We start from the raw sequence: 21220 nt of genomic DNA on the forward strand, positions 1-21220 counted from the left end.
AGTTGAGGAATGTTTAATATCTTGAACCTTTGACACATCCATCTATGGATAGGAAAACCAAACGCCTCTTGCTGCTCGTGGCTTCTTGTAGTGTAACGGGTGTAATTTTAGGGGGAACCACTAGTTGGGCCCAGAGTACTCTTTGCTTGCAAGCCGATAAGGTGACAAATGAGTGCTTGACTCAAAACCCAATCCAAAAAACGGTAGAGGGCATGAGTACAGGCTTATTAGCCGGAGCCGGAGCAGCCTTCGGTGTAGCATGGAATGTGCGTCATCACGAAGACTAAAAACGATAATTGCGATCGCGCACCCATAGACTCATAGGTACAGCATTACCCTGTGGGTCTACTTTGACTTTTACAGCTAGTGGTCGCAACTGTCCATTTCTAGTCTGACGAGCAGCCCGGAAAATGTCGTTATTTAACTGCTGGCGTTGCTCGTCTGGCACGTTGTATGATTCCACACCATAGTTAATAAAGCCATTCTGGTAAACCCCTCTCAACGCTACTTGATTATCTCGGAGGGACATAGGTAAATTGTTGCTCACACGCACAGGTCGCCAAGCTCTAGGAGTACCACGACCAAAAGATTGTTGTTCTTGCAAAATTACATATAAGTTAGTTCCCTCAAGTAGCTGTCTACTCCTTCCCCGATTTCTTCTAACTAACTCATCCCAACCAGGAAGTCGCCGCAAACTAGAAACACGAGATATGTTGTAATCCAAATTGAGAGTATAGCCTCGCAACACATTATCAGGGTCAGCAGGTAAAGTTTGTAATATTACCTCTCTACCTGTGAGGTTGGTGTACATGGCTTGAGTGGGTACTGATAAGATTAGCCCTGTTTGCAAAATTAAGGGCAACAATAACCGCCAAAAAGGTAAAGGTTGGTTGCTTTTTTGTTCAGTAGCAGCCAAATAATCACGAAAAGTCAGCTTTTTAGAAAATTCTGCTTCGGGGGACAAAGTTTTACTTTTGCCCGATTCGGAGGATTCACTTGCCATAAGCCTAGTCCTACAAGTAATGGGGTTTTGGGAAAGCGGACATAGGACTTACGCAGAGTGGGGAGTAGTCAATTCAAAATTCGTCTTGAAAAGTTTCCTACGGCGGGAAACCCGCCTACAGAACTTTTCGCAAAATTTCAGAATTTTTGCTCCCTCATTTCTTTGCGATTCCATCAACTTGACTTCTTGTTAGAAGAACCGGTGAGGCGATTTTCAAACCACATTCCGGTACTGATTAAGATGGAACCGCACATCAAGAAAACCATTGACCTAAATAGTAAATCGGTGTCGTACTCTAACATCCGACTAATTACTAGTAAAGTTAACAATAGCATACCGCCCCAAAAGGAGCGTCGGTCACTTAACTTCAGCCCCTCCTGAATGAATCCCCAGGACAGCACAGCTAAAAGCACGTTGAAAATAAAACTGCCGAGGTCGCCAATGCGGTTGATGGCTTGATGCCAAAATGGTACTACGACGATAAAGCCCAAGAAAGTGGCAATCCAAGTAGTATTAAAAACAACTTCCCGGCGGGGGGGGTTACTTCTTTGACGTAGGAGAAATAACCATTGCAATACTGCAAGACCACTGAGAATCCCCAAATCAATGACGGAGACAGAAGAAAAGTTGCTGTTACCCGTTGACCCAAAGGAGTTGTAAGACAATCCTTGCCATTGCCAACGAAAGGAAAGGGCATAAAAGACTAAGCCAAAAGCGATTAAGGCTAAGTTACGCGCTAGGGGTTGAAATAGTCGATAATTTATGGTGGGGAATAACAGATCGTCATAACTCCAGAATATGGCAGGAGGCAGTGCTAATGCAAAAGATGCCACCCAAGGAGCTACGTCAGAAAAGTTTAGCAATGGTAGAGGGTTGAGGTTGAATTGCAGGGAACTAGCAAAGAAGATGGCTGCTAAGAAGAAAATCCACCGCGAACGGCAAAAGTAAGCCAGGGGGACAAACAATAGCCATGATATCAATGGCATATGGCGGACTGCTAGCCGCGCCCAACCCCATTCCCCTGAAGAGTACCATAAATCTCCTAGTCCAGCCCAGTAGCCAATCTGTACTAGGATAATAGCCATTATTCCCAAGGAATTAAGGGATAGGCTGTAAGCCATGAAGGAAACCCCAAATCCCCAGGCGATAAATAGTTCCGGAGTAGAACCGGTGATATTAAAAATCTGCGCCATGAGGATGAGGTTTGCACCCAAGATAAAAGCCGCAAAAATTAATAACGCTTCACCTAAGAAGCGCTTACTCTGCTGGGGCTTTTTTCCTTCTTTGTTCTTAAGTGTCGGCTCTCTCCAGGTGTAAAAACCTGTGATACTCACAAAGAAAAATAAACTCATCATCAAGATGAATTTGACTTCTCGTGACCAAGAAAACCAGTTAGCGGCCGCGAAGGTGAAGACACCTACAACCAACAAGACACCGCCAATAGCGATCGCTATCATCATAAAGCGATCGCGTGCAGCAATCTCTAGATTCTTAAATTTATAGCGATCGGCAATTTGTTGATACTGCGAAGCACTAATTATTCCTTCATCACGCCACAATTCCGCATCTCGTCGCAATTTTCGCTGAAAATTGTCAAAAATCATAACCCTCTCCACTGCGCTAGGGTAATTTGCCCATCATTTCGGATTTACGCATGGAGTTATTTAGTCATTAGTCAACAGTCATCAGTCAACAGTCAACAGTTCTCTTCTCCTCTACCTCTTCCCATTCCCCATTCCCTAGTATTATGAAGCCAAGCCACTTCTAAGCGTTGTTCTCCTGTTACCGTTTTACTAATGGAAAAACCATCGAACTTACTGCTTAAACTCGCACGACGTTTGTTTGAAAATCCTGATAAACAAGAAAAATTTATCGATGCGTTAGTTGCTCCTCAGCCTTTTAATCCCTGTATTCTGTGGTGTCAGAATCAGCCTGATAATTCACCTTTTTCCGTAGAATCTCCGCTAAGTTGGCAACCGAAATTTGTTGAGCGTCTGCACCTGGGAGAAAAACCCGGACAGCATACCTTACATCATCAAGGATATTTCTATTGTTTAGATTTTTCATCTGTATTTGCAGCGTCTATTTTATTAACGATTCCTCAATCAGTAAGCTTAGTTTTTGATATGTGCGCTGCTCCTGGCGGTAAAAGTGTTTTTGCCTGGCAAGCTTTACACCCAGATTTAATCATTTGTAATGAAGTGATTGGTAAACGTTTAGGAATGTTAATTTCTAATTTAAAACGTTGTCAAATTAGCCCTTCTATTATATTTAATAGAGATTCTAGTATTTTTGCTGAAAATATTCCTTTATCTAGTAATTTAGTTATAGTTGATGCCCCCTGTACAGGGCAATCTCTATTAGCAAAAGGAGAGAAAGCACCCGGATGTTTTCATCCTACTGCTATTAACAAGAGTGCAAATCGCCAAAAAAGAATCATCGCTAATTCTGCACAAATTGTTTCCCCACAAGGTTATCTTGCTTATATGACTTGTACTTATTCCCCTGAAGAGAATGAGCAGGTATGTGAATGGTTTCTGTCACGTTTTCCCCAGTTTCAAGCAGTGATGATTAATCATTTGCAAGAGTATCAGTCCCACTTAACAAATATTCCTTGTTATCGGTTATTCCCCCAAGATAAACTAGGCGCTGGGGCGTTTACTGTACTTTTTAAAAATACTGAAATTGGAGAAGTTAAAGAATTAGATCCACAGATTTTAGGTGATTTAGGTATTATTCAAAAATTCTCACCCCTTGTACCCCAATGAAGTCAGGATGATTAATGAATATACAAATTATCAAAGGACACAATGTTTGTGTCCCTTGAGGTTGTATTAGAGGATAATTCGTCTATCGGTTATTATCTTGTAAGTCCTCAGCGCTCCTCTTAGCGGTATCTGGGTAAACTGAACCGAATTGTTTTACTGCTTCTCCAGATTCTTTGGCAATTCTTTTCGCTCTTTCACCAGGAGCATCTTCTGTTTGACGCGCTTCTCTATTCCATTCTCCAGTGGTTTTGGGTCTATCAGCGTCATCTTGATGTAAGACTTTATCAAGCCTTCTAGTTACCGCATCGCTACTACGTCCAGAATCAATGCTGGAGTTTAGGCTGGTGGTTAGTACTAAAAAACCAACTAAGGCGATCGCTAAAAAACGCTTTACTTGAAAATCTTGAAATAGAAACTTGATATGAGTGATTACCTTAGAAAATAAATTTGTCATCATCATACTCCATTTATTTGCTGTGAAGACTCTTCACGCTTGTAGTACTTTCTTAGTCGTCTCTACAGTCCGAGTCAGCAGCGAAATTTAATCAAAGCTTTCACTGTAACTTCAAGTTAACGATAAAAAACTATTAATTCATCTGACACAAGTTATAAATTATTTCTAGACCAAGGAAGTTTTTTAAATTCCTGTTATGTATTATTGGAACTGGTCACATCCCCGACTTCTTGAAGAAGTCGGGGCTATAGTCGGAGATGTGACAAAGTGAAAATACTTACAGACACCTTAACTTATCGACAGATATTGCTCAACAGGCTACTATATCAAACTGTATATTAACCAGGGTCTTTGTTTTATGGCTAGTGTAGAACGCGACGAAAACAGAGAGAATCGCATCGAAACAGAGATTATTGTCGATGCGGAAGATAAAGAAGAAAGAGCAATGGGTTGGTACTACTATCTGGATGATACTTTGGAGTTCCCCTTTGTGGGTAAGTGGAAGAAGAAGTCTCGCAAAAACCCACCTATTGAAGAGAAACCTGTTGAGGTATTGGGTATGGCTCCAGAGGATGAGTGTTTGAAGGATATGTATGTAGAAGTTGCTTATCTCAACGGTAACGAAGAGGATGTATATACTGCCAAGCTTTCGGATATAGAGGTTACTGATGCGGATGATGACACTAAAGAAGCGATCGCTGATTGGTTATATTGGTTAGCTAGGGGGTATAAATTTTAGGCTAAATTGCGAATTACCCGACAAGGATTGCCAACGGCTACAACGTTAGCAGGGATGTCTTTTACAACTACGCTCCCAGCCCCAATCGTGGTATTGTCCCCAATTGTTACCCCTGGACAAATAATTACACCACCACCAATCCAGACGTTATGACCAATTTTAATTGGGGCAGCCAATTCTCTTCCAGATAGACGAATCTCCGGTTCTGTGGGATGGTAAGCAGTATAAATCTGCACGTAGGGCGCTAACAAGACATTTTCCCCGATTTCTACTTTATTGCAATCTAAAATTACACAACCGTAGTTCATATACACTCCACTGCCTGCGTATATATTGCTACCATAATCACAATGAAGCGGTGGTACTATGGTGATTTTTTCGCCTATCTGGGCAAATAATTCTTGTAAAATTTGCCTGCGTTGTTCTGGTTGTTCTTCGGTTGTGGCGTTATACATTCGCAACAGGCGACTAGCTCGTTTACTCTCCACTGCTAATTCTGGATCATCTGCTAGGTATAATTCACCTGCAAGCATTTTTTGTTTTTCGGTTTTTTCCATATATATAATTATTAACAATTACCAATTACCACCCTCACAAGAAACTAACAATTATTAGCTTTATTAAATACGCCATAACGGGCTTTACCTTGCTGTTTAGCACGGAACATAGCATGGTCTGCATCTCTTAATAGGTTTTCTGGCTCATCATAACTACCAGCGTTGAGAGTAATACCGATGCTGGCTGTGGTAAATATTTGATGTCCATTTAAGTTTAGGGGTAATCCTAAGGTATCTTGGATGCGTTTGGCTACGTTGATAGCGTCGTTAACGTCTCGAATATCTTCTAACAACACGGCGAATTCATCACCGCCAAATCGCCCTACAGTATCTCCACTACGTACACAGGATTCTAATCTATGAGCGATCGCTACTAAAAAATCATCTCCCATTCCGTGTCCAAAGCGATCGTTAATTCCCTGAAAACCATCTAAATCTAAAAACAACACAGCAAAACGATAATCACTGCGGCGTTTACTACGTTCAATTGCTTGTTTGAGGCGGTCTAAAAATAAAATTCGATTGGGTAGCGTCGTCAGTCCATCATAAAAAGCATTGCGGAGTAATTGCACCTCCGACTGTTTGCGTTGAGTGATGTCTTGAAAAACTAAAACTGCCCCAGTAATATTGCCCGTATTATCTCGGATAGGTGCAATCTTATCTCCTATCGGTATCTCTTTACCATCCTTAGAAATCAGCGTACAGTTTTCGGGTAAATTGACAATCTCACCAGTCTGCATCGCCTGTGTAGCCAAATTATCAATTACCTCGTCCATATCCTTATCAACTAGATTCACCACCTCGGCTAAATCTTTGCCAAAAGCTTCATGCTGCATCCAACCCGTAAGTTTTTCCGCCATTGGATTCATCATTTGAATCTGACCATTAGTAAAGGTAACAATTACTCCACAGCCCATACTATTAATAATGGCTGCTTTTTTTGCTGTCTCCTCCTGTAATCTTTTGTGAATTTGATACTGCTTTAAAGCCATTTCTACTGCAAGATGTAAATCTTTTTCTGCAAATGGCTTTAACAGATAAGCAAAAGACTCATCTAGGTGTTTATTGTGCAATTCTAAATATTGTGAATACTCAATTATACATAACACTGGTATGTGAAAATCATCTTGAATAATATTTGCTACTTGTATCCCGTTAATTTCTCCAGATAAACGGATATCAAATAATACTAAATCTGGGTACTTCTCTGCTACTTTTTTAATTGCTTCTTGAGGTGAATTTGTAATCTCCAGAACATTATGTCCCAATACTTGTAAACTATTTTTAATATTTAGCGCCAGGGCTGCTTCATCCTCAACAACTAGGATTTTGCGGGAGACCATGTTAAAATTACCTGTTTGCTAAGGTTCAGATATTGTTGTTAACATCAACTTAATCTGAAAGTTATTTATTCTATGATAATCAATCTCTAAAATATCGGTTAGTTGCTTGAATAAACTCTTGATTTAAGATTGAAGATTATGTTAATTGCTGGCAAATTTTCCTGATGTTCAGCAAATAAAAAAATAAGTGCAATTATCTGATGTAGATAAAATCTTCATTTTTAATAAAACTATTTTTTGTATCTTATTTGTTACAAAAATATGACCAATAGGCATATTGGATACCATAATCTTTGTAAATCCAACAATTCCAAAAATATTTATGATTCCCCGTGTAAGAGCGCCAGAACTACCGCAAAATTATTCTTGGTTGAATACTGAACGACCTTTGTCTATTAAGCAACTTAGAGGTAGAGTTGTAATTTTAGATTTTTGGACTTACTGTTGTATAAACTGTCTCCACGTTCTGCCAGATTTGAAATATCTGGAACAAAAATACAAGGATAGCCTCACAGTTATTGGTGTCCATTCTGCCAAATTCGACAACGAACAAGAAACCGAAAACATCCGCCAAGCTATATTACGCTACGATATTGAACACCCAGTATTAGTAGACAAAGGTTTTCGTGTATGGCAAGAGTATGCTGTACGTGCTTGGCCTACTTTAATGGTTATCGACCCCAAAGGTTATGTAATTGGCTACGTTTCTGGTGAAGGAAATCGAGATAAGTTAGACCAATTAATTACACAAGTCATACAAGAACATCAAGGCGCAATTAATTTCCAACAACTTAGCCTAACTCTAGAAAAACAGCGTCAACCATTAATTACACCTCTAGCCTTTCCCGGTAAAGTCCTAGCCACCCCAACCGGGTTATTCGTCGCCGACTCTGGACATCACCGCATAGTTGTGAGTGACTTCAACGGCGAGATTCTGCATTTAATCGGTAACGGAAAGTCAGGATTAACTGATGGTAATTTTCAGGAAGCCCAATTTTCCGCGCCCCAAGGAATGGCATTTGATAACGAAAATCAAATTCTCTACGTCGCTGACACAGAAAATCATGCTGTGAGACGGGTTGATATTCAGCAGCAAACAGTAGAAACCATTGCAGGGACAGGTGAACAAAGCCGCAATATTCAACCACACACGGGTGCTGGTTTAGAAGCTGCTTTAAACTCCCCTTGGGATTTGGTGAAGGTTGGAAATAGTTTATACATTGCAATGGCAGGAATCCATCAAATTTGGCAAATGGATTTACCAAGCGGCGTTGTCAAAACCTATGCAGGTACAGGTGCAGAAGGTTGTTTTGATGGTTCCCTTACAGAATCAGTTTTTGCCCAACCTAGTGGAATTACTACTAATAAACAAGAATTATACATTGCTGATAGTGAAATCAGTTCCATTCGTGGTGTAGGACTGGTGGAACCTCAGCAAGTCAGAACCGTTTGTGGTAGTGGTGGTTTGTTCGGTTTTGGTGATGTCGATGGACAGGGTGAAAATGTCCGCTTACAGCATTGTTTAGGGGTGGAATATTTTCAAAATTATTTGTGGGTAGCAGATACATACAACCACAAAATTAAATTAGTTAGTCCTCATACTGGTAATTGTCAAACTATCCTGGGAGATGGTTCGGCTGGGTTACAAAATGGTCAAGGTAAAAACACGCGCTTTTTTGAACCTTCCGGCTTGAGTGCGATAGATTCATACTTGTATATTAGTGATACGAATAATCATTTAATTCGCCGTGTGGATTTGCGTACTTTAGAAGTGACGACGATGCAATTTAATGGTTTATGTGCGCCTGATGTTTGTATTCCCAATAACTTTTAAGTTCGCGCATTCAACTAAGTCATTCTCGCAGGTAGGCGCAAAGTTTTCTCTGTGCCTCTGCGTCTCTGCGTGAAATGTCAAAGAAAATATTATTATAGTCAAAGTCTAGCCTATGCAATTAGTGATTTTTGATATTGATGGTACATTAATTAATTCAAACAATATTGATTCAGATTGCTTTATCAGCGCTTTTGAATTAGAGTTTGGTTTTACTAATATTAGTTCCAGTTGGGCTAAATATACCAACGTCACAGATTCAGGAATTGCACAAGAAATTTTCATAGAAAAGTTAGGTCAATTACCAACACAAATGGAATTAGAAAATGTTAAAAAATGTTTTGTTAATTTATTGCAAAAATCATCTCATGAAAACCCCAATTTATTCGACGAAATTCTTGGTTCTGGACAAATATTAGCTGAATTACAGGTAAATCAAGATTGGTGCGTGGCGATCGCAACTGGTGGTTGGTATAATTCTGCAATCTTGAAATTAGAAAAAGCAAACTTAAATATACAGGGTATTCCCCTTGCTTCATCTGATGATGGAATTACACGAGAAGATATTATCAATTGTGCAATTTCCAAATCTAAAGAAATTTATCAAGTCAGAGAATTTCAAAAAATCGTTTTTGTTGGTGATGGTGTGTGGGATGTGGCAACAGCTTACAATCTCAATATTGCTTTTATTGGCAGGGAAAATAAATTAGACAACATTTTACTTAATGCGGGCGTTGAAAATATAGTGGAAGATTTTATTGATTCAACTAATTTTCTTAAGCTATTAAAAATAGCGAAAATACCTGAATAAACTATGAATACTATTCTCCATATCGCCAAACGTCAACAATGGGAACAAGCAAAAAATGTCGGCAGCTACCATGCTGATTCGCTGGATGCGGAAGGATTTATTCACTCTTCTCAAGCAACACAAATACTCAAGGTTGCCAATAGGTTTTTTCATCACCAAACGGAATTAGTATTACTTTTTATTGATGCTGATCAAGTTAAACCAGAAATTCGTTATGAGGCGGCTGATGGTGATTTATTTCCCCATATTTATGGCGAATTGAATCTTGATGCTGTGTATCAGGTGATTGATTTTGAGCCTGGGGAAAATGGGTTGTTTGAGTTGCCGCCAGAGGTTGTAAGTTTAGGGTAGATAAGTATGGAGATGAAAGATCAAGTGTTGGGTGCGTATGTTGAACAAACGGCGTTGCTGTTGGATTTGCCGATAAAAGATGAGTATCGGGATGGGGTGGTGGCAAATTTTGAGAGAATAAAAGCGATCGCTCAACTTGTTAACTCATTTCCACTACCAGAAGCAATAGAACCCGCCCCTGTCTTTGAACCATGAATGATGCTGTCTCCATCGCTAAGGCTATACGTGAGGGCAAAGTTACCGCCGTAGAGGTGACGCAGGCTGCTTTAGCGCGGATAGCAGCACAGGATGTAGAACTGAACTGTTTTACGGCTGTAACTAGGGAAACGGCTTTGGCGGATGCAGCACGTATTGATAGGGAAATAGCCGCAGGTAATGATCCTGGGTTACTGGCTGGTGTGCCTTTTGCTGTGAAAAACTTATTTGATATCGCTGGTTTAACAACTTTGGCGGGTGCGAAAATCAATGCCGAAAATCCGCCAGCTAGTCGAGATGCAACCGCAGTAGCCAAGCTGAAACAAGCTGGTGCGGTGTTGGTAGGCGCTTTAAATATGGATGAGTACGCCTACGGATTTGTTACAGAAAATTCCCATTATGGTGTTACCCGTAACCCCCATGATTTACAGCGAGTGGCTGGGGGTTCCTCTGGCGGTTCGGCGGCGGCGGTGGCGGCTGGGTTGGTTCCTTTTACCTTGGGTTCTGATACTAACGGTTCTATTCGTGTCCCGGCGGCGTTGTGTGGTGTGTTTGGTTTTAAACCGACTTATGGGCGTTTGTCTCGTGGTGGGGTGACTTTATTTTCTAGTAGTTTTGACCACATCGGCCCCTTTGCCCGTTCGGTTGGGGATATCGCCACAATATTTGATATTCTCCAAGGAGAGGACGATCGCGATCCTATCTGCACTCAACGACCTGTAAACCCCACTTTACCGCAACTGCATCAAGATATCTCTCAGATCAGAATAGCGATCGCTGACGATTATTTCCAAAAAGGGGCAACATCGGCAGCATTAGCAGCCGTGCAGGAAGTAGCCAATGCTTTAAACGTCACCAATTACGTAACTTTACCAGAAGCCCACCGCGCTAGGGCAGCCGCATTTGTAATTACCGCCAGCGAAGGAGCAAATTTACACTTAGATAAATTAAGAACACGTCCCCAAGACTTTGACCCCGCAACGCGCGATCGCTTTTTAGCCGGGGCATTAATTCCCAGTAATTGGTATATACAAGCACAACGCTTTCGGCAATGGTACCGCGATCGCATCCGTGAAGTTTTTCAGAATGTTGATGTAATTCTTGCCCCTACCACACCCATTACAGCACCGCTAATTGGTCAACAGACAATGATTTTAGATGGGGAGGAAATTCTAGTGCGTCCCCACTTAGGATTGTTCACTCAACCCTTATCTTTTATTGGTTTACCAGTTTTATCAGTACCAATCCAGTGTTCAAATGCTTTACCTCTGGGTGTGCAGTTAATCGCCGCCCCATACAATGAAGCTTTGATTCTACAGGTGGCGGCTGTATTAGCAGCCCAAGGTGTAGTTTCAGCCGTGAGTCCGGTAAATTTGGGACTTACGCGCTGAACTAAAAAACTCTTCTGTGGTTAATAGTCAATAGTCCAAAAACCTTGATTTTGACTATTGACTATGGACTATTGACAAATTAATCATTGGCTGAGGAAGACGCGATGAATCGCGTCTCTACAAGTGGTTTATTTGTCGGATTCTTTTTTAAACCTTGGTGCGATCGGTTAAAATTTCGTACCCGGTTTCTGTGACTAAAACTGTATGTTCAAATTGGGCGGATAGAGAATTATCTACAGTTACAGCCGTCCAGCGATCGGATAAAGTCCGGGTGTGTTTAGAACCTGCATTTAAAATGGGTTCAATTGCCAATGTCATCCCTGCGCGCAGTTTCACATTGGGCATTTCTCTGGTGCGGTAGTTAAATACAGAAGGTTCTTCATGTAGGTTACGTCCCACACCGTGTCCTGTGAATTCTTCTACCACAGTAAAGCCATTCATTTTTACATGATCCTCAATTGCCCCAGCTAAATCCAGCAGATATGCACCTGCTTTGACTTGTTCAATGCCCTTATATAGCGCCTCTTCAGCTACGCGAATCAGTTTAGCGGCATCTGGAGTTACTTCACCAACAGCGATCGTAATACAGGAATCACCATGAAAGCCTTGAAAATAAGCACCTGTGTCTACTTTTAGTACATCGCCAGTCCGAATTACTTTCTTATGGCTGGGAATACCATGTACAACTTCGTTATTAATACTAGAGCAGATAGAACCGGTAAAGCCGTGATAACCCTTAAAACTTGGTGTTGCACCCATTTCACGGATACGTTTTTCCGCATAAGCATCCAAGTCAGCCGTCGTCATTCCTGGTTTTACCAGCCCGGAAATCTCTTTAAGTACGGTGGCGACAATTTTCGCCGACTCTCGCATAATATCAATTTCGCGGGGTGATTTAATTTCAATACCCCGGCGTTGTTTTTTGGCAGGTGATGGCTTAGGTGTTTGAGAAAGCAAGTTGGTGAGAATATTCATGGGAAATCAATTATTACTTGCGCCTTGCCGCTAAGGTTGCAGGTTATTTCTAAACAATTGAGAAATAATATCTATACTTAAGTTAACTTATTTTTCGCTGCTAGATACGTATATAGATGATGGCTGACTGCTAACTAAGGACTGATCACGATTTCCCCTGTCATCCCTGCTTCTGTATGTCCTGGTATGGGACAGCGTAAGCCATATTTTCCTGGTTTGATGGCTAGAAGCACCCATTCAGCTTCAGCACCGGGCTTAAGTTCCAGTTCATGAATCGCCCCTTTAATTTCCACCTTACCTGCTTCCACTTTTTGCGTCCAAATCCCATCGGCAAAGTCTTTGGCAGTAAAATAATGTTTCAGTTGGCTGGGGTTGTTGAGGTGTAGTAGATAACGTTTACCAGCTACTAATTCCAAGTTATTTGGTTCAAACTTCAGTTCGTTAGCAGAATTACCCAAAGAAACTGTAATTTCCGAAACAGGTTGTTTAAGTAAATCACTAGATTCTTTCGCTGCCAATGCAGAATTAGTGTTAGTAAAAGTAAAACATAGCAGCAGGGTAAAAACCACGCAAATTTGACGAACTATTGGTAATAAAAATGAAATCATGGTGTATACAATTTTGCGAATTTCCTGAAATAAGTTATACCAATTTGAAAAAAAGAATGCGATAAATAAACCATTTGTAGAGACGCGATTCATGAGCCAGCGCGTTGCGGGGGTTCCCCCCGTTGTAGCGACTGGCGTCGCGTCTTCTTCAGCCAATGATTTGTAGCCATGATTAATTGAATTGGTATTAGTCCGTAGGGGCAGTATTTAAACGCACCCCTACAACGGTCAACCGTCAACAGTTAGCACTATTTACCTTACACCTTGTCTTGCGACCATAGAAGGCCCAGCCGTTACTACTACTACTTGATCTGGGTGGAGTAACTCACTAGCTGCTTGATTAACTTCGTTTAAGGTAACTTGCTGAATTTTTTGATTATAAGAATGTAGTTCGCTCGGTTCTAGTCCATAAACTTGATTCATCAGAATTTTATTGGTTAACTCCTCTGGGTCTGCCAAAGAAACGTTATAGTTACCAATCAAGGTACGTTTAGCTGTCTCTACTTCTGATGCTGTCACACCTTGTTGGTGAATTTGCTCAAGTACTTGCTGGGTACTAGCGATCGCTTTATTGGTATCTTCGGGGCTGGTTTGCATTTCAATCCAGAATGTCCCAAAATCTTTTTCGGCTTGGAAGTCGCTGTAAATGCCATAAGTTAAACCTTGGCGATCGCGCACTTGCTCCCCTAATCTACTAGATAAGGTGTCTCCGCCCAAAATTTGGTTTAACACTAGCGCCGCGTAAAATCTCGGATCTTGACGCTTAATACCTGCATAACCAAGGTAAGTAATAGCTTGGGTCTTACCAGGTAATACTGGATTCTCTCGCGTGGTAGTTTTTGGTAGGGAAACTTGAGGATAGTTGATAGTTGGAGGTTTTCCACTAGTTTGCCAATCACCAAATTCTGCTTGAATGAGCGATCGCACTTGCTGAGGTTCAAAATCCCCCATTAGCACCAGCACAGTAGTATCTGGACGATAATATTTCTGACTAAAAGCAATCACATCCTGACGGCGAATCTTCCGCAAACTTTCCACTGTCGGAAAAGTATGTAGGGGATGTTTCTTGGGGTATACCGATTGCAGAAAAATTCTTCTAGCAACTTCTCCCGGATCATCTAATTCCATTTTCAGAGAAGTTACAGCTTGTTGCAGATTTAATTCCAGTTCTTTTTTAGGAAATGTACTATTTTTCAGTCCGTCGGCTAATGTCCGAATCAGCACAGGAAAATCTTCCGCTAAACTATCGGCTTGGATACGCATACCATTGCGATACGCGGCAAAATCTAAGGTCACACCCCTATCATCCAACACTTGAGCTAAAGTCGAAGCATTTTTAGTTTTCGTCCCACTCATTAAGCTATCTGCTACTAATGAGGCTAAACCTGCTTGTCCATCTGGATCAAATTCCGTACCTGCTTTAACATAACCACTCAAGGTAACGGTCGGTGTACTTTTATCAGGTAGCAAGAATACTTGCAACCCATTAGCTAAAGTAAACTGCTGTGGTAAACGTGTTTGCGACTTCTGTTGAATATTATCGGTTGTAGTATCTAAAGATGGTAGATACTTCATCACCTCCGATGATGTTACAGATGAGTCGCCAGTGAGATTTTCTTGTGTGCGTTGTGTTGGCTTTTTGTTGCCAACTTCTTTGGTGCTGGTAGATATCGTTGGTTGAAAAATACCTACTTTCCGGTGAGATTTTGGTAAATATTTTTGAATTACCCGTACTACATCTGCTGAAGTTACTTGTCTAATTGCCGATAAATAATAATCTGTAAAGCGATAATCACCAACAGTTGTCTCATCATTGCCCAACTGCATGGCTTGATCAGTGATAGTCCGGTTACTCAAAATGATGGCAGCTTCTAACTGTCTTTTAGCTCTAGCTAATTCTTCTGCTTTTACACCTGTGCGGGCAAGATTAGCGATCGCTTTATTCAATACCGAGTCAATTTTACCTATATCTTGGTCTGGATCTGCCGTCACCAACAACTCATACCAACCAGCCCGTTGCAAACCACCAACAGAAGCTTCTACTTCACTGGCTAAACCCGATTCTATCAATGCTTTATATAGTCGAGAATTGCGCCCCTCCGTCAAGATGTAATCTACCACCTCTAAGGCAGGCATATCCGGGTGACTCGCTGGCGGTAGGGGGTAAATCACTTGTAAAAGTCCCGCCGCGCCTGGTTCTCGTAGAACTATAGGATTTTTGACTGTTGACTGTTGACTGTTGACTATTGACTGTTGACTATTGACTTTTGCCTGTTGACGCTGAGGAATACCGCCAAATATCTCTTTTACCGTTGCCAAGGTTTCTTCTGCTTGGCAATCGCCAACAATTACTAACACGGCATTTTCGGGACTGTAAAAGTTTTTATAGTATTTTTGTACTTGCTCAACTGGAAATTTTTCTACATCTGCCTTAGTCCCACCTACAGGTAACCCATAAGGATGATTAGGAAACACAGCCTGCATAACCGCTCGATTGAGGCGATATTCTGGACTATTTTCATAACCCTGTAATTCGGAAATGACTACACGCTTTTCACTGGCTAATTTGTCAGCATCGATGAGGGCGTTTTGCATTCTGTCTGCTTCCAAGACTAGCAACGCTTTGAGCTTATCTCGTTCTACTGTGCCGTAATATGCTGTTTGGTCATAACTGGTGAAGGCGTTGGAGTCACTACCTAAAGCACTAAATAAACGTCCAAATTGAATAGGACGGCTTTTTGTGCCTTTAAACATCATGTGTTCTAATTGATGGGCGATGCCGTTGACACCTGGTTCTTCATGACTTGAGCCAAACTTGTACCATACCTGTACACTTACAACAGGTACAGTCGGTACTTCCTTGATGAATACGGTCAAACCATTGTCCAAAACTGTTTTGTGGACGTTTTCTGTGACTCGGAATTGATGGTGATTGTTCGCCACTAATGTTGCTTGGGAATTGACTCGACTCAATGTAGTTTTGTATTGACTTTCAGCAGGGTTATTACTGAAAAATAATACTGTAACTAAAGAAACACTCAACAATAACACATAAAAACGGTATCGATACCAGATAGATAATGCAGACATTTATTTGGTAGATGTGTTGAGTTTATATACTTTTATGTACAGAACTAGTTTAATCCTTTTATGCGTATGTTAGTTGAGCTACATCACTTTGTATATAAAGTTACACTATAAAATCAGTTAAGTTTCGCTAAAACTCGAATAAATTCCAATGGCAATCCATCAGTGTCAGCTATAAAAGCCACTTCAAAAATGCGATCGCCTATTTGTTGTTGTGTCGGTTCTAAAAGTATCTGCAAGGGAGGTAATTCTGTTACCAGTGACACACGTTCTTGTAAAGCTGTCAACCAGTTAGGCAAGTCTGGGGTAGTCTCAGTTAAATCAAATGACAAGTGATAGTAACCCACATAATGCTCATCTGCAAAAGCATCTGGGGCTGGTTTTGGTTCAGGAATTTGGATCAGTTCAATTCTGCCGCCTAGTCCTTCCATCCAGCAAGCTAGGGTATAGCCTGTAGTGAAGCGTTCACAGACCGTAAATCCTAGTATTTCATAAAAGGCGATCGCGCGATGGATATTCGCAGTGCGGATAGAGGCGTGGTGCATAAGGATTTAGTCATCAGTCATTAGTCATTGGTCAATAGTCATTAGTCATTTGTGAGTTCAACGGTTGTTTACTCTGGACAACGGACTGTGGACTATTGACCACTGACTCTTATTCAAATAATCTGAAATAAGGGTAGCGCACAGGAACACCCGGTTCTTTATCCAAATCAAAATTAATCACTTCCCAACAAGGATCATCAGTTGATTCGGGACTGAATTCCACAGGTAAGCCGTATAGTCTCGCCGATGAGGTTTCCGGCTGTCCAGAACGCCAAGGTGTGCTGCGTTCTAAATAACCACTCATCAATTCCTGATAACGCTTGGCGATAACTACCCTTGTAGCTCTGTAGCCTTGGGTATATAGCTTATCTAAAGCTTCGTGGATTTCAAAGCGAATGCCATCGGGATGAGTATGCTGTCGATACCATTCGTTATTCCATCTCCGCCAATGGCGACCAGACTGTAGATGAACTAGCTCTCCCGTTTTGGGATTAGCTTCAAAAGCGCCATGACGAGGACACAAATAGGTATCAGTCAGTGTCAGCGCCGGAATGGTTTGGCGACAATGGGGACACTGAATATCAGGGCCAAATATAGGGTACTGCAAGGCTGGATTCATCATGAAGTGCGTACAAACATAATTTCGTATTCACCAGCACCAGTGGGTTGAATTTTACACTTCGGCTCCACCATACTGGGGGAATTGTTCGTTGCTGCAAGTATACGGTATTGCAGCCAGAACAATTTTCACCGTTGTCTTCCTCAATTTGGAGGTGAGACTCTGTGATATTCTGGTTTTGCAACCAGCCTCCAAGGGTGGAGTTATTCCAGTGTTCCTGGGTACCATATTCATATTCTATCGTGTCTACCAATTCTTACTGGCCTTCTCCCGATTTTTCTCAAGCCGCCTTCATCGCCGCTAATGCTGTTGTTATGGGTTCAGTCAAAATAGCAGCAGGAGCAAGCATTTGGTACGGAGCAGTAGTGAGGGCAGATGTAGAAAGCATTGACATTGGTGAATGCACAAATATTCAAGATGGAGCCATTTTACACGGTGATCCTGGTTTGCCAACAGTACTAGAAGATCATGTAACTGTCGGACATCGAGCAGTCATTCACTCCGCCCATATTGAACGCGGTAGTTTGATTGGCATTGGCGCAGTAATTTTAGATGGAGTCCGCGTAGGTGCTGGTAGCATCATAGGTGCTGGATCGATAGTAACTAAGAATATACCCCCCTTATCTCTGGTTGTGGGTGTTCCTGGTAAAGTTTTACGTCCCATTACCCCGGAAGAAGCCGCAGACCTGATTCAACACGCCGAACGTTATAAAAAGTTAGCATTAGTCCATGCTGGTAAGGGTAGTGATATTGGGTTTTATCCGCAAGCGTAGAGCAGAGGGAGCAGGGAAGCAGGGGAGCAGGGGAGCAAGAGAAGTAAACAAGAATGACTATGGACTATTGACTACTGACTATTGACAAATTTAACCTTTCTTTACAAAATTATGTAGAAAAATTGCCCACTTCAGCTAAAAATAAAAATGAGGACAGTTGACAAAAATTTAATTTCTACGTGATAGAGGGGTTTAGATATGGATATTGATTTTCGTGTAGCGATCGTTTTAGCGCCAATTGCCGTTGCTGCTGGCTGGGCTGCTTTTAATATTGGTGCTGCTGCTATCAGACAAGTTCAAAACTTTTTGAACAGAGAAGCTTAAATCTCGGTTAAAAATTTTAACTTTGCACCGACTGTTCTCTTTACAGAGACAGTCGGTTTTAGTATGGGGATTAGAGAGATGAGTAAATAAATCAATAAAAACCTTATTCCCAATTACCCATTACCCATTCCGTGAATATCAATTCCCTACTGCAACCATTTCACCATTTCGGCGTTAACCTGGGACTTTCCCGGATTATCAAATTGCTGGACAACCTTGGCAATCCTCATGAGCGAGTTCCCATAATTCATGTTGCTGGTACAAATGGCAAAGGTTCTGTTTGTGCTTATTTGTCCTCTGTGCTGACTGAAGCTGGTTATCGTACAGGACGCTACACCTCACCTCATTTAGTCGATTGGCCAGAGCGTATTTGCCTGAATGAACAGCAAATTTCTCATAACGAATTGTGTCAATTACTTTTAAGAGTTCAAGCGGCTATTTGCCTTGATGATGAGTATCCGACTCTATTTGAAGTAATTACCGCCGCCGCTTGGTTATATTTTGCTCAGCAACAAGTTGATGTGGCGGTGGTAGAAGTAGGATTGGGTGGACGGCTGGATGCTACTAATGTAATTGCTGATCCTTTGGTGACAGTGATAACTTCCATCAGTCGGGAACATTGGCAACAATTGGGGCCGACTGTGGCTGATATTGCTGGGGAAAAAGCGGGGATTCTCAAAAGTGGATGTCCGGCTGTGGTGGGGACTTTGCCACCAGATGCAGAAAAAGTGGTGCGATCGCGCGCTCAAGAATTACAATGTCCTTTGATTCTGCCTCAACCTGCTCGTCAAATCTCTCCCCAATTAGCAGAATATCAAAGTATTCAAAATACAAAAACAATTAAATATCCTCTACCTTTACAAGGACAAATTCAACTCAATAATTCTGCTTTGGCACTAGCAGCTTTAGAAATTTTGCAACAAAAAGGCTGGCAGATTTCTGAAGCAGAAATTATTAATGGCATGGCAAAAACTAAATGGCCAGGGCGGATGCAATGGATTAACTGGAACAGCCACAAATTACTAATTGATGGCGCTCATAATCCGGCGGCGGCTAAAGTACTCAGAAATTATGTAGATACCCTAAATACTCAATCAGTAACTTGGGTTATGGGAATGTTATCTACAAAAGACCACACCGATATTTTTCAAGCTTTATTAAAACCAAATGACCAATTATATTTAGTTCCAGTACCAGATAATAATTCAGCTAACCCAGAAGTTTTATCAAAGTTAGCTCGTGATATTTGTCCAAAATTAAGCACCTGTCAAACTTTTCCACATTTACCATTAGCCCTAGAAACCGCATTCAACTCAACAGATAATTTAGTAGTCTTATGCGGTTCCTTATATTTAATTGGTCACTTTTTAGGACTAGAGACTAGGTAAAAGCAATCCCCAATCCCCAGTCCCCAGTCCCCAATCCCCAATCCCTACCGATTATTCCACTCCTGCGCCGCATCCTCTACGGCTTTATCTACCGTTTTTTCCCCTAACATTGCAGCTTGTAAGTTGTCATAAATCGCCTTTTGTAGCTTCTTAATATCCTTTAAAGCCGGGGTGAGAATTTCTGCTTGTTGTAATTGCTGCGCGCTGACAACTCGCGCTTTTTCTACTGTGGAAGCATCAGCCGGAATATCTTTAAAATAACTATCAGCTAGTGCTTTAGTTGTGGATGGCAAAACATTTGCAGCTTTAGCAAAAGCTAATTGATTTTCGTCATTGGTGACAAATAAAGCAAATTTCACCGCCGCATCTGGTTGTTTTGTGTCGCGGGGAACGACGATATTCATCACAGCCACATTTTTCTTACCTGTATCGCCAGTGAGTTGGGGTGCGATCGCCGAAGCTTGAGCAATTTTTGGTGCATTAGTGGCGATCGTTTTCAGAAATTCAGGCCCAGAAGCTAGAAAGGCTGTTTCTCCAGATTGATATAAATCAATGGCGTGGCGATGTCCTTGAGTCAGTGCTTCTTTCGGTAATAAGCCTTTTTTATAAAGGTCTACCCAATACTGAAACGCGGCTTTTCCTTGGGGTGAATTAAAAGCAGCTTTGCCTTCAGTATCTACTAGGGTTGCTCCCATCTGTACAAAAGACTGTAAGACTTCACCGGAATCTTGCGGTACAAATGTTACAAAAAACGCGTATTTCCCTGTCTTATCTTTAATTTGTTGCGCCGCTTGTGCTAATTCTGCGTAAGTAGCAGGTGGTTTACTGATACCTGCCTGTTTTAATAAATCAGTGTTATAAATGGTTAGCCTCGTTGTGAGGTACCAAGGAACGCCAAAACTTTTGCCATTAAGAGTACTGGCTTTCCAAATGTTCGGAAGATAGGAGGAACGTGCTTCCTGCGGGACTTTTGTATCCAAATCTAACCAGGCATTTCGTCCTGCTAGTTGAGAAGCAAAATCTGGATTGAGGTTAACAACATCAGGTGGCGTTTTTGCGGAGACAGCTGTTAAAATTTTGTTCTCCATTGCCGCCCAGGGTACATCTACCCAGTTCACCTTTATACCCGGATTTTGGGTTTCAAAATTCGCAATCAGACTTTGGAAGTAGTTAGTAAATTGAGGTTGGAGTTGCATAGTCCAAAACTCAATATTTGCTGTTCCCGAAGCAGTTTGCTGTGTATTTGTATTAACGTTTCCTGTGCTGCAACTGACCATCCAACTGGTGATTAAACCCAGCATTGCACAAGCAATAAATTTTTTTAATTTTTGCAATTGAATCATCTTACCAGTATTTTTACGCTTGATCAGGGACAAAAGCTTATGCAGAATTGTCGAGATTATAGGCTAAATAAAACCGCGTTGCGGAGTCATTAGTCCTTAGTCATTAGTCATTAGT

Annotated in this window: 22 protein-coding genes; 11 read left to right on the plus strand and 11 right to left on the minus strand. The window is 41.4% G+C overall.

The genetic code is table 11. The features are described 5' to 3' along the window. Positions 1-44: 44 nt before the first annotated feature. On the plus strand, positions 45-287 hold the full coding sequence (locus ACM5QX_RS18940) for a hypothetical protein (RefSeq protein WP_414754932.1): 243 nt from the start codon (positions 45-47) through the stop codon (positions 285-287). Here the strand turns inward: ACM5QX_RS18940 and ACM5QX_RS18945 are convergent. Then, on the minus strand, positions 284-1003 hold the full coding sequence (locus ACM5QX_RS18945; protein ID WP_011320370.1) for a GDYXXLXY domain-containing protein: 720 nt from the start codon (positions 1001-1003) through the stop codon (positions 284-286). The two genes, ACM5QX_RS18940 and ACM5QX_RS18945, sit on opposite strands and share 4 nt — an antisense overlap. Before the next feature lie 173 nt (positions 1004-1176). After that, positions 1177-2607 (minus strand): DUF2157 domain-containing protein, encoded by a 1431-nt coding sequence (locus tag ACM5QX_RS18950; protein WP_414754933.1) that lies wholly within the window; start codon positions 2605-2607, stop codon positions 1177-1179. A gap of 192 nt (positions 2608-2799) precedes the next feature. Between ACM5QX_RS18950 and ACM5QX_RS18955 the strand changes: the two genes are divergently transcribed. Continuing rightward, positions 2800-3771: an RsmB/NOP family class I SAM-dependent RNA methyltransferase gene (locus ACM5QX_RS18955; RefSeq protein WP_414754934.1), complete on the plus strand. Its 972-nt coding sequence runs from the start codon at positions 2800-2802 to the stop codon at positions 3769-3771. Between the two features lie 82 nt (positions 3772-3853). Here ACM5QX_RS18955 and ACM5QX_RS18960 read toward each other — a convergent pair whose 3' ends face one another. Beyond that, complete coding sequence (locus tag ACM5QX_RS18960; protein WP_414754971.1) at positions 3854-4225, minus strand: hypothetical protein; 372 nt, start codon at positions 4223-4225, stop codon at positions 3854-3856. Positions 4226-4583: 358 nt separating this feature from the next. Between ACM5QX_RS18960 and ACM5QX_RS18965 the strand changes: the two genes are divergently transcribed. Beyond that, the gene (locus tag ACM5QX_RS18965) at positions 4584-4964 is read left to right on the plus strand and encodes a calcium-binding protein (protein WP_414754935.1); all 381 of its coding nucleotides are present in this window, start codon (positions 4584-4586) and stop codon (positions 4962-4964) included. Here ACM5QX_RS18965 and ACM5QX_RS18970 read toward each other — a convergent pair. Beyond that, positions 4961-5521 carry a sugar O-acetyltransferase gene (locus ACM5QX_RS18970; protein ID WP_414754936.1) on the minus strand — a complete coding sequence of 187 codons (561 nt, stop codon included), beginning with the start codon at positions 5519-5521 and terminating at the stop codon, positions 4961-4963. The two genes, ACM5QX_RS18965 and ACM5QX_RS18970, sit on opposite strands and share 4 nt — an antisense overlap. 44 nt (positions 5522-5565) lie before the next feature. Further along, on the minus strand, positions 5566-6864 hold the full coding sequence (locus ACM5QX_RS18975) for a diguanylate cyclase domain-containing protein (RefSeq protein ID WP_414754937.1): 1299 nt from the start codon (positions 6862-6864) through the stop codon (positions 5566-5568). Positions 6865-7186: 322 nt separating this feature from the next. Between ACM5QX_RS18975 and ACM5QX_RS18980 the strand changes: the two genes are divergently transcribed. The 5 genes from ACM5QX_RS18980 (at position 7187) to ACM5QX_RS19000 (ending at position 11443) form a co-directional block, all read left to right on the plus strand. Beyond that, positions 7187-8698, plus strand: coding sequence for a thioredoxin-like domain-containing protein (locus tag ACM5QX_RS18980; protein ID WP_414754938.1), 1512 nt, complete (start codon positions 7187-7189; stop codon positions 8696-8698). Between the two features lie 121 nt (positions 8699-8819). Then, a complete protein-coding gene (locus ACM5QX_RS18985) occupies positions 8820-9506 on the plus strand; it encodes an HAD family hydrolase (RefSeq protein ID WP_414754939.1) in 687 nt (228 codons plus the stop codon). 3 nt (positions 9507-9509) lie between these two features. Then, positions 9510-9857, plus strand: a complete 348-nt coding sequence (locus ACM5QX_RS18990) for a DUF952 domain-containing protein (RefSeq protein ID WP_414754940.1) — start codon at positions 9510-9512, stop codon at positions 9855-9857. Between the two features lie 6 nt (positions 9858-9863). Continuing rightward, complete coding sequence (locus tag ACM5QX_RS18995; RefSeq protein ID WP_414754941.1) at positions 9864-10052, plus strand: DUF4089 domain-containing protein; 189 nt, start codon at positions 9864-9866, stop codon at positions 10050-10052. After that, positions 10049-11443, plus strand: coding sequence for an AtzE family amidohydrolase (locus ACM5QX_RS19000; RefSeq protein WP_414754942.1), 1395 nt, complete (start codon positions 10049-10051; stop codon positions 11441-11443). Before ACM5QX_RS18995 ends, ACM5QX_RS19000 begins: the two co-directional genes overlap by 4 nt. Before the next feature lie 147 nt (positions 11444-11590). Here the strand turns inward: ACM5QX_RS19000 and map are convergent, their stop codons facing one another. The 5 genes from map to ACM5QX_RS19025 form a co-directional block, all read right to left on the minus strand. Beyond that, positions 11591-12418: a type I methionyl aminopeptidase gene (gene map / locus ACM5QX_RS19005; protein ID WP_190567259.1), complete on the minus strand. Its 828-nt coding sequence runs from the start codon at positions 12416-12418 to the stop codon at positions 11591-11593. Between the two features lie 134 nt (positions 12419-12552). Then, positions 12553-13026, minus strand: coding sequence for a plastocyanin/azurin family copper-binding protein (locus ACM5QX_RS19010; RefSeq protein ID WP_414754943.1), 474 nt, complete (start codon positions 13024-13026; stop codon positions 12553-12555). Between the two features lie 252 nt (positions 13027-13278). Beyond that, entirely contained in the window at positions 13279-16116 is a 2838-nt protein-coding gene (locus ACM5QX_RS19015) for a M16 family metallopeptidase (RefSeq protein WP_414754944.1), read from the minus strand. Between the two features lie 113 nt (positions 16117-16229). Beyond that, complete coding sequence (locus ACM5QX_RS19020) at positions 16230-16658, minus strand: VOC family protein (RefSeq protein WP_414754945.1); 429 nt, start codon at positions 16656-16658, stop codon at positions 16230-16232. A 109-nt stretch (positions 16659-16767) separates the two neighbouring features. Further along, the gene (locus ACM5QX_RS19025; protein WP_011320385.1) at positions 16768-17280 is read right to left on the minus strand and encodes a TIGR02652 family protein; all 513 of its coding nucleotides are present in this window, start codon (positions 17278-17280) and stop codon (positions 16768-16770) included. Between the two features lie 239 nt (positions 17281-17519). On the opposite strand from ACM5QX_RS19025, the gene ACM5QX_RS19030 reads away from it, so the two are divergent. The 3 genes from ACM5QX_RS19030 to ACM5QX_RS19040 all read left to right on the plus strand — a co-directional run bounded on the left by ACM5QX_RS19030 (position 17520) and on the right by ACM5QX_RS19040 (position 19762). Continuing rightward, the gene (locus ACM5QX_RS19030; RefSeq protein ID WP_414754947.1) at positions 17520-18050 is read left to right on the plus strand and encodes a gamma carbonic anhydrase family protein; all 531 of its coding nucleotides are present in this window, start codon (positions 17520-17522) and stop codon (positions 18048-18050) included. Between the two features lie 198 nt (positions 18051-18248). Then, a complete protein-coding gene (locus tag ACM5QX_RS19035; RefSeq protein ID WP_010995199.1) occupies positions 18249-18374 on the plus strand; it encodes a photosystem II protein Y in 126 nt (41 codons plus the stop codon). Between the two features lie 131 nt (positions 18375-18505). Then, positions 18506-19762, plus strand: a complete 1257-nt coding sequence (locus tag ACM5QX_RS19040; protein ID WP_414754948.1) for a bifunctional folylpolyglutamate synthase/dihydrofolate synthase — start codon at positions 18506-18508, stop codon at positions 19760-19762. Positions 19763-19806: 44 nt separating this feature from the next. Here ACM5QX_RS19040 and ACM5QX_RS19045 read toward each other — a convergent pair whose 3' ends face one another. Further along, positions 19807-21105, minus strand: a complete 1299-nt coding sequence (locus tag ACM5QX_RS19045) for an ABC transporter substrate-binding protein (protein ID WP_414754972.1) — start codon at positions 21103-21105, stop codon at positions 19807-19809. Between the last annotated feature and the right edge of the window lie 115 nt (positions 21106-21220).

Source organism: Anabaena sp. CCY 9910, from assembly GCF_963920875.1.
GTDB classification, from domain to species: Bacteria; Cyanobacteriota; Cyanobacteriia; order Cyanobacteriales; family Nostocaceae; genus Trichormus; species Trichormus variabilis.

Excerpts from the sequence above, each read along its gene's own strand:
- ACM5QX_RS19015 (WP_414754944.1), bottom strand. The coding sequence starts at position 16,116 with ATGTCTGCATTATCTATCTGGTATCGATACCGTTTTTATGTGTTATTG.
- ACM5QX_RS19010 (WP_414754943.1), bottom strand. The coding sequence starts at position 13,026 with ATGATTTCATTTTTATTACCAATAGTTCGTCAAATTTGCGTGGTTTTT.
- ACM5QX_RS18960 (WP_414754971.1), bottom strand. The coding sequence starts at position 4,225 with ATGACAAATTTATTTTCTAAGGTAATCACTCATATCAAGTTTCTATTT.
- ACM5QX_RS19045 (WP_414754972.1), bottom strand. The coding sequence starts at position 21,105 with ATGATTCAATTGCAAAAATTAAAAAAATTTATTGCTTGTGCAATGCTG.
- ACM5QX_RS18990 (WP_414754940.1), top strand. The coding sequence starts at position 9,510 with ATGAATACTATTCTCCATATCGCCAAACGTCAACAATGGGAACAAGCA.
- ACM5QX_RS18980 (WP_414754938.1), top strand. The coding sequence starts at position 7,187 with ATGATTCCCCGTGTAAGAGCGCCAGAACTACCGCAAAATTATTCTTGG.
- ACM5QX_RS18965 (WP_414754935.1), top strand. The coding sequence starts at position 4,584 with ATGGCTAGTGTAGAACGCGACGAAAACAGAGAGAATCGCATCGAAACA.
- ACM5QX_RS19025 (WP_011320385.1), bottom strand. The coding sequence starts at position 17,280 with ATGATGAATCCAGCCTTGCAGTACCCTATATTTGGCCCTGATATTCAG.
- ACM5QX_RS18940 (WP_414754932.1), top strand. The coding sequence starts at position 45 with ATGGATAGGAAAACCAAACGCCTCTTGCTGCTCGTGGCTTCTTGTAGT.
- ACM5QX_RS18970 (WP_414754936.1), bottom strand. The coding sequence starts at position 5,521 with ATGGAAAAAACCGAAAAACAAAAAATGCTTGCAGGTGAATTATACCTA.
- ACM5QX_RS19035 (WP_010995199.1), top strand. The coding sequence starts at position 18,249 with ATGGATATTGATTTTCGTGTAGCGATCGTTTTAGCGCCAATTGCCGTT.
- ACM5QX_RS18955 (WP_414754934.1), top strand. The coding sequence starts at position 2,800 with ATGGAAAAACCATCGAACTTACTGCTTAAACTCGCACGACGTTTGTTT.
- ACM5QX_RS18995 (WP_414754941.1), top strand. The coding sequence starts at position 9,864 with ATGGAGATGAAAGATCAAGTGTTGGGTGCGTATGTTGAACAAACGGCG.
- ACM5QX_RS19020 (WP_414754945.1), bottom strand. The coding sequence starts at position 16,658 with ATGCACCACGCCTCTATCCGCACTGCGAATATCCATCGCGCGATCGCC.
- map (WP_190567259.1), bottom strand. The coding sequence starts at position 12,418 with ATGAATATTCTCACCAACTTGCTTTCTCAAACACCTAAGCCATCACCT.
- ACM5QX_RS19000 (WP_414754942.1), top strand. The coding sequence starts at position 10,049 with ATGAATGATGCTGTCTCCATCGCTAAGGCTATACGTGAGGGCAAAGTT.
- ACM5QX_RS18975 (WP_414754937.1), bottom strand. The coding sequence starts at position 6,864 with ATGGTCTCCCGCAAAATCCTAGTTGTTGAGGATGAAGCAGCCCTGGCG.
- ACM5QX_RS18950 (WP_414754933.1), bottom strand. The coding sequence starts at position 2,607 with ATGATTTTTGACAATTTTCAGCGAAAATTGCGACGAGATGCGGAATTG.
- ACM5QX_RS18945 (WP_011320370.1), bottom strand. The coding sequence starts at position 1,003 with ATGGCAAGTGAATCCTCCGAATCGGGCAAAAGTAAAACTTTGTCCCCC.